This is a genomic window from Ruegeria sp. (assembly GCF_965243365.1).
In the GTDB taxonomy this organism is placed as follows: domain Bacteria; phylum Pseudomonadota; class Alphaproteobacteria; order Rhodobacterales; family Rhodobacteraceae; genus Ruegeria.
The window spans coordinates 2339727-2353929 of sequence record NZ_CBDEUW010000002.1 but is presented as its reverse complement, the minus strand read 5'-3'; the positions used below and the strand labels follow the sequence as shown (position 1 = coordinate 2353929).

Here is a 14203-nt window from a genome sequence, read left to right as displayed (position 1 = left end):
TCCCTCAGATTTCGTCAGCGAAATGTTTCATGACCAAGCGGATCGGGTTCGGGGCCGCCTGCCCCAGACCGCAGATCGAGGCATCGCCCATGACCTGACACAGGTCTTCCAGCAGGTCCTGATCCCATTTGTCGGCCTGCATCAGCTTCACTGCCTTTTCGCAGCCAACCCGGCAGGGCGTGCACTGACCGCAGCTTTCATCCTCGAAGAAGCGCAGCATGTTCAGTGCCGCATCGCGGGCGGTGTCTTGATCGGACAAAACCGCGACAGCGGCAGAGCCGATGAATGTGCCATGCGGTTGCAGCGTGTCGAAATCCAGCGGGATGTCATCCATCGACGCAGGCAGCAGGCCCGAGGATGGACCACCGGGCTGATACGCCTTGAAGGTCTGCCCTTCGGCCATGCCGCCAGCGGCCTCGATCACGTCCAGAATGGTCGAACCTGCAGGCAGCAGATAGACGCCCGGCTTCGCCACCCGGCCCGAGACCGAATAGCTGCGCAGACCCTTACGGCCATTCTTTTCGGTGCTGTTGAGGCACTCGGGCCCCTCGCGACAAACCTTGGTGACCCAATAGAGTGTCTCAACATTGTGAACCAAGGTCGGGCGGTTGAACACGCCAACCTGCGCCACGAACGGAGGGCGGTGACGGGGCAGGCCCTTTTTACCCTCGATCGACTCGATCATCGCGGATTCTTCACCGCAGATATAAGCGCCCGCGCCGCGGCGCAGATCGATATAGCCTTCTTCGACAATCCCAGCCTGCTCCAAAGCAGCAATCTCGCGGCGCAGGACTTCCAGCACGGCAGGGTATTCGTCGCGCATGTAGATAAAGCAGGTTTCGGCCTCGACCGCCCATGCGGCGATCAACATGCCCTCAAGGAACACATGCGGTGTGCGCTCCAGATAGTAGCGGTCCTTGAACGTGCCGGGTTCACCTTCGTCCCCGTTCACGGCCAGATAGCGCGGACCTTCGTTCATGCGAACAAAGCCCCATTTCTTGCCCGACGGGAAACCCGCGCCACCCAGACCCCGCAGGCCCGAGGACAGGACGTCTTCCTGTACCTTTTCCCAATCGCCGCCCTCGCGCAGCTCTTTCAGCTTGGCGTAGCCACCATTGGCCTCGTAGGTGGTGAAGGTTTCATAGTCGGGCAGGTGCGCGTGAGTGTCATCGGCAGCAATCGCGGCCTGCACCTTTTCGGGAGTCGCATGGTCGATATGGTTGTGACCGATCTCCAACACCGGAGCTGTATCGCAGCGGCCCATGCAGGGTGCCCGCACCACACGCACCTCAGCGGGGTCCAGCCCATCTTCCAACGCCTTTTGCAGTTGCTGTGCCCCGGCCATTTCGCAAGACAAAGAATCGCAAACCCGAATGGTCAACGCGGGTGGAGGCGTTTCGCCCTCCTTCACTACGTCGAAATGGGCATAAAAGGTCGCGGTCTCATAAATCTCGGCCTGACCAATCCGCATCTCAACCGCCAATGCGGCGATGTGGTCGGCGCTGATATGGCCGTGTTCGTCCTGAATCAAATGCAGGAACTCGATCAGCAGGTCGCGGCGGCGGGGGCGGTCACCCAGCAGGCGACTAATCTCAACCTGCGCCTCATCCGTGAACTGACGGCCTTTGGGCGTGTGCCGCCCCTTGCCTTTACCTGACTTCCAGACGCCCTTGGGTGCGCCCGATGGCTTGGTATCTAATGGTGCCATGATGCCCTCCGATTGAGGCTCCGTGTCTCATCAGAATATCATATCGTCAAATCGCTTTTCTCTATCGCACGATAACGACAGCTTATCACCGTAAAGACGTCACAACTGCACGCAAAGCCTCGACTGTTGGCAGATCCGGGTCACGGGACAGCGTCGCCAGACAAATCGGTTTACTTACAACCGGCTCGACCAGCGGCAGCACCTTCGTGCCCTTCAGGTCGCCAAGTGCACTGACCAGAACGCGGGGGACCACGGTGGCCGCCAGCCCTTCGCGCGCCATGACCATCGAGGCGGTGAAACCGCTGGTTTCGGCCACTACATCCGGGTGCAGTCCCTGATCCTCGAAAATCCGGTCGAGGATACGCCGGTTCTGCATCTGCGGCTCCAGCAGGCTAAGCGGGAATTCGGCCACCCTTGCCCAAGGGAGCGAGCCAGTTTCGTCGGTCATATGCGACGGCACAAGCAGAACGTAAGTTTCCTCGTACAGAGACTGCACTTGCCGCAGATCGGTGCCGATGCTGTCGCCATAGGTGATGCCAGCATCCAGACTGCCCTCATCCAGCCGGTGCTGAATGGCCGTCGCCGACATGGTTTCAATCCGCGTAATGATCCGTGGATGGGCCTCACGCAATCGTTTGATCAGGCGACCGGTAAAGGCAATCGCAGTGGGGATTACTCCGACAATCAGCGTCCCGGTGATTTCGCCCTTGGCGGCCAGCACCTGTTGCTCCAGCGCCTTGGTGTCTTCGAGAATCCGTCGCGCCCGCTGGACGATCATCTCGCCCTCTTCGGTCAGGCCCTGAAACCGGTTGGCACGGCGGACGATGGAGACGCCCAACCGGTCTTCGAGATTGCGGATACGCATCGAGAAGGCAGGCTGCGAGATGCCGCACTCTTCGGCCGCTTTGGCAAAGTGCCGGTGCCGTGCGAGAGCACTGAGGAGTTGGAGGTCTCGGATTTCGATCATGCCTTGGTTTCTTCTTTACGTGAAAAAGCAGGATAGCGTGTTTACTGCTCGGTAAAAGTGATCGTTACTATTCGATATGCTGTAAATTGAAAATTCCCCAATCCAAACGAACACGCTATCTTGCCCAAAGTCGACTTGATGGATTGAGGGCGTCAATGGCCAGAAAGAACATCAGCTTGGCCCAGCGCATTTGGGCACTGGCGATTATGCTGGTCTTTGCCGCAGGAGGAAATGTGATGACAGAAGAAACTGGAAATTCCGCGGCAAAAAGCCTGTCCCGGCAGGCCGTTGAGATGTGGGCAGCTGAATCCACGATTGACGAGTCAATTTTCGCCGAAGGGTATAAAAACCATCAGGCCCCCTTGGCAACCGGAGGCACTGGAAGCATCGATTTAGCCACCTGGGCCGCCATAGTCGCGGAAAACCACAAGGCTTTTCCCGATCTGAAGGTCGAGATTTTCGGACAAGTTGCCGAAGGCGACCGCGTATCCACCCATTGGCGTTTCTATGGGACTCAAAAGGGGGCCTACCTCGGCCAGCCCGCCTCTGGCGATTTAGTCAACTGGACCGGAGTTCAGATCGACCGGATCGCCAACGGAAAGATTGCGGAAAGCTGGGTCGTCTGGGACTACTTCACATTGCGGCACGAGCTTGGTCTGGGAAACTAGTCCCAAAGGCCCGGTTGCACCCTGGCGCTCAGGCATTGCTCATGTATTAAACAAGAAGTGCATCACATCGCCGTCCTTGACGATGTAACCCTTACCCTCAGCCCGCATCTTGCCCGCTTCTTTCGCCCCCTGCTCGCCATTGGCGGCGATGTAGTCATCATAGGCGATGGTTTCCGCGCGGATGAAGCCTTTCTCGAAATCACCATGGATGACGCCTGCGGCCTGCGGGGCGGCGGTGCCGGTGCGGATGGTCCAGGCGCGGGCCTCTTTCGGGCCGACGGTGAAATAGGTCTCAAGCTTCAGCAGGTCGTAGCCAGCGCGGATCAGACGGTCGAGACCGGGTTCTTCCAGACCCATCTCTTCAAGAAACATCTGAGCTTCGTCTTCTTCCAGCAGGCTGATCTCTTCTTCGATCTTGGCGCTGATGATGACGTGGGAATTGCCCTGCGCCGCAGCCATCTCGGCAACCTTGGCAGAATACTCGTTGCCTTCCGCCGCTTCTTCCTCGGACACGTTGCAGACGTATAGCACCGGCTTGGTGGTCAGCAGTTGCAGCATTTTCCAAGCCTTGGCGTCTTCGTCCGAGACTTCGACCAGCCGCGCGGGCTTGCCGTTTTCCAACATTTCCTGCGCGGCGACCAGCAGGCGGTCCTGCTGCTGCGCCTCTTTGTCGTTGCCTTTCAGCTTGCGCACCAAATTGGCACGGCGCTTTTCGATGCTTTCCAGATCGGCCAGCATCAGCTCAGTCTCGATGGTGTCGGCATCGGCCACCGGATCGACACGGCCATCCACATGGGTCACGTCACCATCTTCGAAACAGCGCAGCACATGGGCAATCGCGTCAGTTTCACGAATATTGGCTAGAAACTGGTTCCCCAGCCCTTCACCCTTGGAAGCACCTTTGACCAGACCAGCAATATCCACAAAGGTCATCCGCGTTGGAATGATCTGCTTGGATGACGCAATCGCCGCTAGCTTATCCAGTCGATCATCGGGCACGGCCACATCACCCACATTGGGTTCGATGGTGCAGAACGGGAAGTTCGCCGCCTGCGCCGCAGCGGTCTTGGTCAGCGCATTGAACAAGGTCGACTTGCCCACATTCGGCAGACCCACGATTCCCATTTTAAAGCCCATGACGGCCTCCTGCATACCATTCGCGGGGTCTTCTAGGCAGGTCCGGGTCGATGCGCAAGCCGTAGTGCAGAGCCCGGCAAACAGAGTCCAAATGGCCACATCACAAAAACGTTCAAAAAACGTGTTCTTGTGCCAATTGAAAAAGCTCCGTTAGGATAAGCACTTAGCGAACATCGATGAATTAACCTGTGACAGATTACCATGAAGAACCTTCTATTTGTGTCCGCGCTGGCGGCTTTCGCGGCAACCTCGGCCCCGGCTCAGACCATCGTTTTTGGTGCCGGCTATGCAGATTTTTCAGAAGAACAGTCCGTTGATCAGGCGATCTTTTCGCTTGAGTATCAGCATCGGCCATTTCACGAAGCGACCCGTTTTAGTGCGACATGGGGTGGGGCACTGTCTGTTGACGAAGACGGGGACACCCATATCGGGCTTGGCCTGATCGGCTTCTACACATTCGCCGACCGCTGGTTTTTGGAAGGCAGCGTGATGCCGGGCTACTATGACCAATCCAATGTGCTGAACGATCTGGGTGGCAGCTTTCAGATCCGCAGCCTGTTTGGAATCGGCTACACTCTGAACAACGGCAACGCGGTGTCGCTGGCAATTACCCACAAATCCAACGCAAGCACGCAGGAAGAAAACCCAGGCGTGAATGCATTCCTCGTACGGTATCACTACGCGTTCTAGGGCAATACCGTCGCAGCGGGATTGATTTTCCCAGAAAGTTTCTGCACATCGGTTCCAAACCCCGAGCGCAAGGACTTCTGATGACCCGTATCGACGCCAAATTCGCCGCCCTGAAGGCCGAAGGCAAAAAAGCCTTTGTCGCCTATATCATGGCCGGAGACCCCGATTATGACACGTCGCTTGAGGTTGTGAAGGGTTTACCGGGTGCTGGCGTCGACGTAATTGAACTGGGCTTGCCATTCACCGATCCAATGGCCGATGGCCCGACCATTCAGCTTGCGGGGCAACGCGCACTGGATGCTGGCATGACCCTGCAGCGCACTCTGGATCTGGCGCGCGCTTTCCGCGAAACCGACGATACGACGCCAATTGTGCTGATGGGGTACTACAACCCGATCTACAGCCGTGGCGTTGACACGTTTCTGGCCGACGCCAAAGAGGCCGGGATCGATGGCTTGATCGTGGTCGACCTGCCCCCGGAGGAAGATGACGAGCTGTGCCTGCCCGCACAGGCTGCCGGGTTGAACTTCATCCGTTTGGCTACACCGACGACCGACGACAAACGCCTGCCCCGCGTGCTGCAAAACACCTCGGGCTTTGTCTACTACGTGTCGATCACCGGTATTACCGGCGCGGCCGAAGCCCAAGCAACTGATGTGGGCCCCGAGGTGTCCCGGATCAAATCCGCGACCGACCTGCCGGTCATCGTCGGGTTCGGCATTAACACGCCAGAGAAATCGCGCGCTATTGCCTCGGTCGCAGACGGGGCTGTTGTCGGCTCGGCCATCGTCAGCCAGATCGGCGCCGGCAAACCGGTGGGCGAAGTGCTTGATTTCGTCAAATCGCTGGCGGACGGGGCGCATTCGGCCTGATCACCGCAGATATTTGGTTCTGACTTTCATCCACGGTTGGTTCTAGCCCACCGCGGTTTGTCGCTTGGTCGGAGCAACCGGTTTTCTTTGCGGTCTGCGACGGGAATTGGTAGGAAAATCAAGCCAATGATGTGAAAGCCCGCGCCAATGCCCGTGATTACCAATATTGAGGACCTCAAACGCATCTATGAACGCCGTGTCCCACGGATGTTTTTCGACTACACCGAAAGCGGCAGCTGGACCGAACAGACATTTCGCGACAACAGTTCGGATTTTGAAGATATCCGTCTGCGCCAGCGTGTCGCCGTAGACATGTCCGGTCGCTCGACCGCATCGCAGATGATCGGGCAGGATGTTGCCATGCCCGTGGCGCTGGCTCCGGTCGGGCTGACGGGCATGCAGCACGCGGATGGTGAGATCAAAGCTGCCAAAGCCGCCGAAGAGTTCGGCGTGCCGTTTACGCTGTCGACCATGTCCATCAACTCGATCGAGGATGTGGCAGAATCCACAACCGCGCCTTTCTGGTTCCAGCTTTATACAATGAAGGACGATGACTACATGCGTCGGCTGATCCAGCGCGCCAGGGATGCAAAATGCGCAGCCCTGGTCATTACGCTGGATCTTCAAATTCTGGGGCAACGGCACAAGGATCTCAAAAACGGTCTGTCGGCGCCCCCAAAGCTTACGCCCCGGACAATTGCCAACCTGATGACGAAATGGGCCTGGGGTATTGAAATGCTGGGCGCCCGGCGGCGTGAATTCGGCAATATCGTGGGTCATATCGATTCCGTCACCGATGCCCGATCGCTGGGGAAATGGACCGCCGAGCAATTCGACCCCAGCCTGGATTGGAAAAAGGTCGAAAAGCTGATGGAGCAATGGGGCGGTAAGGTGATCCTCAAAGGCATTCTGGATGCAGAGGACGCAAAAATGGCTGCCAAACTGGGGGCTGACGCCATCGTTGTCTCCAACCACGGCGGGCGCCAGTTGGATGGCGCGCTCAGCTCAATCCGTGTGCTGCCAGAAATTATGGATGCCGTTGGCAACGATATCGAAGTGCATCTTGATAGTGGTATCCGCTCGGGCCAGGATGTCCTCAAGGCTCTGGCCCTGGGGGCCAAAGGCGCCTTCATCGGGCGCGCATTCATCTACGGTCTTGGGGCGATGGGGCAAAAAGGCGTAACAAAGGCGCTGGAGGTTATCCAAAAGGAGCTCGACACCACCATGGCTCTTTGCGGTGAGCGTGAAGTGAGTGGCCTTGGACGCCACAATCTACTTGTCCCCGAGGATTTCGGCGGACGCTGGCAGAAGTGACGTCCTGCAGTTTGGCAGGATTGGACAGGGGGCTCTGCCCCCGCCGCCCTGCGGGCGACTCCCCCGGGATATTTACAGCCAGATGAAGCAGGGGACCCATTCTTCATCTGGCCCCAAATATCCCGGAGCGCGAGGCAGAGCCTCGCAAAAAGAAACCCGCTAAAAACCTCTTTCCAAACCCGATGAATCAAGCTAAGGACGCGGCTTCACGCGGGCATACAGCCTTGGAGGATGCCCGCCCTAACATTGGAGATATATCATGGCTGGTGAGATTCCTGATCTCGTAGCTCTGGAACGGACGGGGACAGGCAAGGGCGCCGCTCGTCAGGCACGCCGCGACGGCATGGTTCCGGGCATTGTTTTTGGTGGCGACAAAGATCCGCTGCCGATCCAGATCCCGTTCAACGTCCTGTTCAAGCGCCTGAAAGCAGGCCGGTTCAAGTCGACCCTGTGGAACCTGAAGGTTGAAGGCCACGAAGACGTCCGCGTCATCTGCCGCGACGTTCAGCGTGATGTCGTCAAAGACCTGCCGACTCACCTGGACCTGATGCGCCTGCGTCGGACCACCAAGATCGCGCTGTTCATTCCGGTTGAGTTCATCAACGAAGAAGAAGCACCCGGCATCAAGAAGGGTGGCGTTCTGACCGTTGTCCGTCCGGAAGTCGAACTGGTTTGCACCGCCGGTGAGATCCCCGAAAAGATCACCGTTGATCTGACAGGGATGGAAATCAATGACGTTGTGACCATTTCGTCGGTTGATCTGCCTGCGGGCACCAAGCCGACCATCGACCGGGACTTCGTGATTGCAAACGTTTCGGCACCGACCGGTCTGTCAACCAGCGACGACGAAGAGGGCGAAGGCGAAGAAGCAGAAGTTGCAGCCGATGAAGTCGAAGTCGTCGGCAAAGAAGAAGCTGAAGAATAAGCCCGGACCAAATTCCGGACTTGCAACGGGGCTCAACTTGGGCCCCGTTTTTTTTGCTAGCATCCTCTAGGACTGGAAACACAGCCGTTTTTCGTGCAATCAACCGTTGACTTGAAACGCACAAGGTCGAAGCGATGAAACTTTTCGTGGGCTTGGGAAATCCGGGGGCCAAATACGCCCGCAACCGGCACAACATCGGCTTCATGGCCGTGGACCGGATTGCCGCGGACCACAATTTTGGCCCGTGGCGGTCCAAGTTTCAGGCTGACTTCTCGGAAGGGCGGCTGGGGTCGGAGAAGGTCCTGCTGATGAAGCCGCAGACTTTCATGAACCGCTCTGGCCAGTCGGTGGGCGAGGCAATGCGGTTTTATAAGCTCGACTCGACCGATGTGACCGTATTCCACGATGAGCTGGATCTGGCCCCTGGCAAAGTGCGCGCAAAAGCAGGGGGCGGGCATGCGGGCCATAACGGATTGCGTTCGGTTCACGAACATATCGGTGCCGCTTATGACAGGGTGCGGCTGGGGATCGGGCATCCGGGCAGAAAGGAACTGGTGTCCCCTTACGTTCTGGGTGATTTCGCCAAATCCGACGCAGATTGGCTGGAGGATGTCTTGCGCGGTGTCTCGGATGGCGCGACACATTTGGCTTCGGGAGATGGTGGAAAATTTATGAACGCTGTCGCGTTGCGGACTTCACCGCCCCGTTCCTCCAAATCACCGGACAAGGCTGTGGACCAACCAAAGTCTGCGCCAAAGGCAGAGCCTCCGGCTGATGAGCGCACGGCCATGCAAAAGTTGCTGGACAAGTTTCGATAGCCTGTTGATTGCCGTAACGTCTTCGTTGCGAACACGCACGCCCAACGTTCCAATACAATCAAATGGGAGGAGACAGATGAGAGCTCTGTTTAAGTGGACGCTGCGCATCTTGCTGGCGCTGGTTCTGGCCGCTATGGTTGTAGGCGTATGGAAGCGTGAAGAGATCACCCGTTTGATGGCCGTGAACTCTTTGTTCTCAGAAGAAAAGATCGTTCACAACTTCTCCCACATGGACGAGGCATTTCTGACGGTTGACCTGCCGCGTGGAAATGGCCCGACCTGGGAACTGTCTTATGGCCCCGGGTTTGACTTGCCCGAAGGCACCGATGCCTGGGTCGAGGATCGCGCCGTGACCTCACTATTGGTAATGCGGGACGGTCAGATCCGTTTTGAGGAATATTATTTGGGAACCGGCCCAGATGATCGGCGGATTTCGTGGTCGGTCGCCAAAAGCTACCTCTCGGCCCTGTTCGGCATCCTGTTGCATGAGGGTACGATTGCCTCACTGGACGATCCGGTTACCAAATACGCACCGAAACTGATCGGCGGCGCCTATGATGGCGCAACAATCCGCAATGTTCTGAACATGGCCAGCGGCGTTACCTTTGACGAGGATTACCTGGACTACAATTCGGACATCAACCGCATGGGTCGCGTCGTGGCACTGGGCGGTGAGCTGGACGATTTCGCGGCCTCGCTACAGGACAGCTTCGCCATACCAGGGGATATCTGGCAATATGTGTCTATCGATACCCATGTGATCGGGATGGTGATCCGGGGTGCGACCGGGCGCAGCGTGGCTGATCTGATAACCGAAAAGATCGTGCAACCTTTGGGATTGGAGCGTGACGGATACTACATCACCGACGGCGCGGGTGTGGCGTTTGTGCTGGGCGGTCTGAACTTCACCACCCGCGATTTCGCGCGCTTTGGTCAGATGATCCTGCAGAATGGTAAACATAACGGCAAACAACTGGTTCCCGCCGATTGGATTGCTGACGCCACTTGGCCCAGTGCTCCGACTGAACCCGGGAAGATCGGGTATGGGTATCAATGGTGGATTCCGATTGGCGCACATGAAGGTGAGTTTCTGGCCCGTGGAGTCTACGGCCAATACATCTATTTCGATCGACCACGCGGCGTTCTGATTGTGACCACCGGGGCCGACCGAAAATTTCGCGAGCCGGGCGTCAGCGATTTGAATGTCGAAATGTTCCGCAAGATCGCCCAAAGCCTGTAAGGTAAGCCCATGCAGAAACAAGACAGTATAAATGTTCTTGGCGGTGTACTGGCGCCGTGCTCTCGTAAACCGCTCACAGGGTTTTTTCGGGACGGCGCGTGCAACACATGCCCCGAGGATCAGGGGAGCCACACGGTTTGCGCCGTCATGACGGCAGAGTTTCTGGCATTCTCAAAATACGTGGGAAATGACCTGAGTACGCCGCGCCCTGAATTCGATTTCCCGGGTCTCAAACCCGGGGACAGCTGGTGCTTGTGTGCCGCGCGCTTTCTGCAAGCCCATGACGAGGGCTGTGCACCCAAAGTGCATCTGGAGGCAACCCACCAACGCGCGTTGGACATTGTGCCGTTACGACTGCTGCAGCTGCACAAGGCTAGATAACACAGGCCCAGTCAGCAATAGAGGCAAGCGTTCCGTTGCCTGTCTGAACAGGTTGATTGATCAGAACGCCATCTGCCATGTCAGGTTGATGCTATAGCTTTCAAATCCGCTTTCGCCGATGCCGTCATAGAACACATTGGCCGCCAGCAAACTGTCATTGGGCAACTGATAGTCGAACCCAAGGTCCACACGACCGCGGGCCGTATCACCGATCGGAGAAACACCAGGCACAGTCCCTGTTCCGGACGTGGTGCTCCAGATACCGGAAAGACCGCCGGTTAAGAGCATATCACCGCGCGCCACGGCAATTGGGTGACTGAAGTCCATACCCAGTCGAGCCGTCGTCAGGCTAAAATCCTGCTGCGATATCGAATTGCCAAGGCTATCGGTATACGCGTCCTGATCGTCGCTGGTATAGCTGACGTCCAGCAATGGCATCAGGGTCAAATCCCCACGCTTCATTTCGCCCGTGACCCGGGATTGAATCAGCCAGCGCTCGCTGTCAAAACTGTCCTCGTAAGTCCCAAAAGGCGAAATGTCATTGTCGGCCTGACCATACAATACACGTCCTTCCAGAAACACCGGATGGCTTGGCAGCTTGGCGACCACATACGGCCCAACCAGCCAGCCCGTCCCGTCAACGCTCGCCGCACCATTCTCGGTCTCCGCATAATCGAGCTGTAACATCGCGCCGATCAACAGGTTGCTGTTGATGTACCGATGCGCGCCCAAAACGGCCAGGGCATAAGAGTTGTCGAAATCGTCCTGCGAGCTCCAGTTGCCGGTCAGATGGAACCAGACAGGATGAGCCGGACTGCTGGCAAAGTTGAGATATCCGTTGTCACGCGTGACAGAAGTGTCGAGAGAGCCTGCTCCGGACCGCTGCAAGAATGGGGTCAGTTTGGGTTGGTTCGCCACAAGACTGTTTGCCCGGGCGTTCAGGAAACCCTGAATCAGGCTTTCCGTATTGGTGACCGCCTGAAGAGTGCTAACCCGGTTTGACGCCAGGTTCGTATTACCAGCGGCATCAGTGAACACACCTTCCGGAACAAACAACACGATCTCGTCATTGTTCTGGGGGGTCAGTGTCGCGGTGTAGCTGGTCCCGGATCCGGTCATCGTCGCCGTGGCATTGGTCACCGAAAGATCGCTGGCGGTGAAGTCCGTGCTAGGTTCGCTCAGCGTGATTGTTGCCTCAAAGGTTCCGCCGGCAGTTTCCGTCAACGCACCGATTGTTGCCGTTGGCCGCGTTGTATCAATCATGACCCGTGTGTTGATCAATTGGGTATTCGTGACACCGGACAGCGCGATTTCATATTGATACAGCGGCCCACCAGCCGTTTCGCGAGCATTGAAAACCACACCAATGTAGTTGTCCGTTGCATAAGTGGAATCCGCGCCATCCTGACTGATGATGGTTACATCAAGCCAACCAAGGGCGGCCAACCCACCTGGCGTGATCGCGGGTTGCGAAGTATCTATCCCTCCAACAAAATAAAACGCCCCGCCGGGAACTTCACCTGAGCCTCCGAGTGATACAAAGGCCTCGGGTACAATAGGGTTGTTAAATACAAATATCTGCCCGCCCGGAGCTGGTGTCGGTATGGGGGTAACAATGAAAGTGTCGCCAAGCGCGGATGCCTCTTTGCTGTTTCCAAGCAAAGCGACTGAAACCAATAGGACGAGGCACCATCCCTTCAACAACGCGGACCAGAACATTCCAACCTCCAACAAAACCAAAAGAGTGCGACAGTCCGAAGCAAACGGATCGCGATTGATCGATAACCGGAACCACGCGATCCACTCTCAGCAAATAGAGAGGTCTCCAAACCAGCGCCCCCAAAACCGCTAGTTGAAAAAACGTTAATTCATTTGAATTGGGCTGTATAGAAATCCCAAATTTTCAACGAATGGGAGCAAACGACGAGACCCGCATTGCGTCTGGCACTTTGCCTTTTACTCGCGCGAACATCCCATCAAATGCCCTTGTTTTTATCAGCTAAGGTGACGCAAACACTGCAGATTTGGCTGATCCGGCCAGACCGTCGGCATTTTGAAAGCCCACTGAAGCTCACTGGTCAGTTTTCGCAATTTTGCAACAGTCCAAAAAAAGATCGAATACTATATTTAGTATGGAAACACCGACTACGGCGCCTAAAACCACAAGACGGCAGCCGATTCCTCGTACTGCCGTCCATTCAGCAAAAGCTTTCGCAGTTTTTTGATCTCAGCCCTTAGTCGACAGCCCGCCCTTCGGTGTCCGACATATCAAAGTTCAGATACTTCGCGACCGTCTGAACGTCTTTATCCCCGCGTCCGCACATGTTCATGCAGATCAGGTGATCCTTGGGCAACTCAGGCGCAATTTTCATCACATGGGCCAGCGCGTGACAGGGTTCCAGAGCCGGGATGATACCCTCGGTGGCGCAGCAAAGCTGGAACGCCTCCAGCGCCTCTTTGTCGGTGATCGAGACATATTGCGCGCGGCCCACATCGTTCAGCCAGGAATGCTCTGGGCCGATACCCGGGTAATCCAGGCCCGCAGAAATCGAATACCCTTCAAGGATCTGCCCATCGTCGTCCTGCAACAAATAGGTTCGGTTGCCATGCAACACCCCCGGGCGACCACCTGTCAGCGAGGCACAATGCTCCATCTTTTCGTTCACGCCTTTACCACCGGCTTCTACGCCGATGATGTTGACGGATTTGTCATCAAGGAACGGATAAAACAGACCCATAGCGTTCGAGCCGCCGCCGATGGCAGCGATGATCGTGTCGGGCAGACGGCCTTCGGCCTTCATCATCTGTTCTTTCGCTTCCTTGCCGATGATCGACTGGAAATCACGCACCATCGCCGGGTACGGGTGCGGACCGGCCACGGTTCCGATGCAATAGAACGTGTCGCGCACATTGGTCACCCAGTCGCGCAACGCGTCGTTCATCGCGTCTTTCAGCGTGCCACGGCCTGAGGTCACCGGGATCACCTCGGCCCCCAGCAGGCGCATCCGGAATACGTTCGGGGCCTGACGCTGCACGTCATGCGCGCCCATGTAGACGATACACTTCAAACCAAACTTGGCGCAGACTGTGGCTGTGGCAACGCCATGCTGCCCAGCCCCGGTTTCCGCGATGATCCGGGTCTTGCCCATGCGCCGCGCCAGAATGATCTGACCCAGCACGTTGTTGATCTTGTGCGCGCCGGTATGGTTCAGCTCATCGCGCTTCAGGTAAATCTTGGCCCCACCCAGATGCTCGGTCAGGCGCTCGGCGTAGTACAGCGGCGAGGGGCGCCCCACATAGTTCGCCCACAGATCGTCCATCTCGGCCCAGAAGGTGGGGTCATCCTTGGCGCGGTCATATTCCTCTTCCAGTGACAGGATCAGCGGCATCAGCGTTTCGCTGACAAAGCGCCCGCCGAAGATGCCGAAACGGCCCTGCTCATCGGGGCCGGACATGAAGGAATTGAATAGATCGTTGGCCATG

Annotated in this window: 13 protein-coding genes; 8 read left to right on the top strand and 5 right to left on the bottom strand. The window is 57.1% G+C overall.

All coding sequences use genetic code 11. From position 1 onward, the window contains the following. Positions 1 to 4: 4 nt before the first annotated feature. On the bottom strand, positions 5 to 1708 hold the full coding sequence (locus ACP0GE_RS15400) for an NAD(P)H-dependent oxidoreductase subunit E (protein WP_424832794.1): 1704 nt from the start codon (positions 1706 to 1708) through the stop codon (positions 5 to 7). 85 nt (positions 1709 to 1793) lie between these two features. Next, a complete protein-coding gene (locus ACP0GE_RS15395) occupies positions 1794 to 2675 on the bottom strand; it encodes a LysR family transcriptional regulator (protein ID WP_424832793.1) in 882 nt (293 codons plus the stop codon). Positions 2676 to 2830: 155 nt separating this feature from the next. Between ACP0GE_RS15395 and ACP0GE_RS15390 the strand changes: the two genes are divergently transcribed. Further along, positions 2831 to 3343, top strand: a complete 513-nt coding sequence (locus ACP0GE_RS15390; protein WP_424832792.1) for an ester cyclase — start codon at positions 2831 to 2833, stop codon at positions 3341 to 3343. Between the two features lie 39 nt (positions 3344 to 3382). Here the strand turns inward: ACP0GE_RS15390 and ychF are convergent, their stop codons facing one another. After that, a complete protein-coding gene (gene ychF / locus ACP0GE_RS15385) occupies positions 3383 to 4480 on the bottom strand; it encodes a redox-regulated ATPase YchF (RefSeq protein ID WP_424832791.1) in 1098 nt (365 codons plus the stop codon). A gap of 201 nt (positions 4481 to 4681) precedes the next feature. On the opposite strand from ychF, the gene ACP0GE_RS15380 reads away from it, so the two are divergent. The 7 genes from ACP0GE_RS15380 to ACP0GE_RS15350 all read left to right on the top strand — a co-directional run bounded on the left by ACP0GE_RS15380 (position 4682) and on the right by ACP0GE_RS15350 (position 10720). Next, positions 4682 to 5170 (top strand): acyloxyacyl hydrolase, encoded by a 489-nt coding sequence (locus tag ACP0GE_RS15380; protein ID WP_424832790.1) that lies wholly within the window; start codon positions 4682 to 4684, stop codon positions 5168 to 5170. Positions 5171 to 5250: 80 nt separating this feature from the next. Continuing rightward, complete coding sequence (gene trpA, locus ACP0GE_RS15375) at positions 5251 to 6042, top strand: tryptophan synthase subunit alpha (protein ID WP_424832789.1); 792 nt, start codon at positions 5251 to 5253, stop codon at positions 6040 to 6042. A 147-nt stretch (positions 6043 to 6189) separates the two neighbouring features. Further along, positions 6190 to 7356 (top strand): alpha-hydroxy acid oxidase, encoded by a 1167-nt coding sequence (locus ACP0GE_RS15370; protein WP_424832788.1) that lies wholly within the window; start codon positions 6190 to 6192, stop codon positions 7354 to 7356. 259 nt (positions 7357 to 7615) lie between these two features. Beyond that, positions 7616 to 8281 (top strand): 50S ribosomal protein L25/general stress protein Ctc, encoded by a 666-nt coding sequence (locus ACP0GE_RS15365; RefSeq protein ID WP_424832787.1) that lies wholly within the window; start codon positions 7616 to 7618, stop codon positions 8279 to 8281. A gap of 134 nt (positions 8282 to 8415) precedes the next feature. Further along, positions 8416 to 9099: an aminoacyl-tRNA hydrolase gene (gene pth, locus ACP0GE_RS15360; RefSeq protein ID WP_424832786.1), complete on the top strand. Its 684-nt coding sequence runs from the start codon at positions 8416 to 8418 to the stop codon at positions 9097 to 9099. Positions 9100 to 9175: 76 nt separating this feature from the next. Then, positions 9176 to 10339: a serine hydrolase domain-containing protein gene (locus ACP0GE_RS15355; protein WP_424832785.1), complete on the top strand. Its 1164-nt coding sequence runs from the start codon at positions 9176 to 9178 to the stop codon at positions 10337 to 10339. A 9-nt stretch (positions 10340 to 10348) separates the two neighbouring features. Continuing rightward, positions 10349 to 10720 (top strand): DUF2237 family protein, encoded by a 372-nt coding sequence (locus ACP0GE_RS15350; protein WP_424832784.1) that lies wholly within the window; start codon positions 10349 to 10351, stop codon positions 10718 to 10720. Positions 10721 to 10780: 60 nt separating this feature from the next. Here the strand turns inward: ACP0GE_RS15350 and ACP0GE_RS15345 are convergent, their stop codons facing one another. Further along, positions 10781 to 12439 carry an Ig-like domain-containing protein gene (locus ACP0GE_RS15345; protein WP_424832783.1) on the bottom strand — a complete coding sequence of 553 codons (1659 nt, stop codon included), beginning with the start codon at positions 12437 to 12439 and terminating at the stop codon, positions 10781 to 10783. 515 nt (positions 12440 to 12954) lie between these two features. Then, on the bottom strand, positions 12955 to 14202 hold the full coding sequence (trpB, locus tag ACP0GE_RS15340) for a tryptophan synthase subunit beta (protein ID WP_424832782.1): 1248 nt from the start codon (positions 14200 to 14202) through the stop codon (positions 12955 to 12957). Position 14203: the final 1 nt, after the last annotated feature.

Coding starts and splice junctions, on each gene's coding strand:
- ychF (WP_424832791.1), bottom strand. CDS start 4,480: ATGGGCTTTAAAATGGGAATCGTGGGTCTGCCGAATGTGGGCAAGTCG.
- trpA (WP_424832789.1), top strand. CDS start 5,251: ATGACCCGTATCGACGCCAAATTCGCCGCCCTGAAGGCCGAAGGCAAA.
- ACP0GE_RS15390 (WP_424832792.1), top strand. CDS start 2,831: ATGGCCAGAAAGAACATCAGCTTGGCCCAGCGCATTTGGGCACTGGCG.
- ACP0GE_RS15370 (WP_424832788.1), top strand. CDS start 6,190: ATGCCCGTGATTACCAATATTGAGGACCTCAAACGCATCTATGAACGC.
- ACP0GE_RS15395 (WP_424832793.1), bottom strand. CDS start 2,675: ATGATCGAAATCCGAGACCTCCAACTCCTCAGTGCTCTCGCACGGCAC.
- ACP0GE_RS15365 (WP_424832787.1), top strand. CDS start 7,616: ATGGCTGGTGAGATTCCTGATCTCGTAGCTCTGGAACGGACGGGGACA.
- ACP0GE_RS15355 (WP_424832785.1), top strand. CDS start 9,176: ATGAGAGCTCTGTTTAAGTGGACGCTGCGCATCTTGCTGGCGCTGGTT.
- ACP0GE_RS15345 (WP_424832783.1), bottom strand. CDS start 12,439: ATGTTCTGGTCCGCGTTGTTGAAGGGATGGTGCCTCGTCCTATTGGTT.
- pth (WP_424832786.1), top strand. CDS start 8,416: ATGAAACTTTTCGTGGGCTTGGGAAATCCGGGGGCCAAATACGCCCGC.
- ACP0GE_RS15400 (WP_424832794.1), bottom strand. CDS start 1,708: ATGGCACCATTAGATACCAAGCCATCGGGCGCACCCAAGGGCGTCTGG.
- ACP0GE_RS15350 (WP_424832784.1), top strand. CDS start 10,349: ATGCAGAAACAAGACAGTATAAATGTTCTTGGCGGTGTACTGGCGCCG.
- trpB (WP_424832782.1), bottom strand. CDS start 14,202: ATGGCCAACGATCTATTCAATTCCTTCATGTCCGGCCCCGATGAGCAG.
- ACP0GE_RS15380 (WP_424832790.1), top strand. CDS start 4,682: ATGAAGAACCTTCTATTTGTGTCCGCGCTGGCGGCTTTCGCGGCAACC.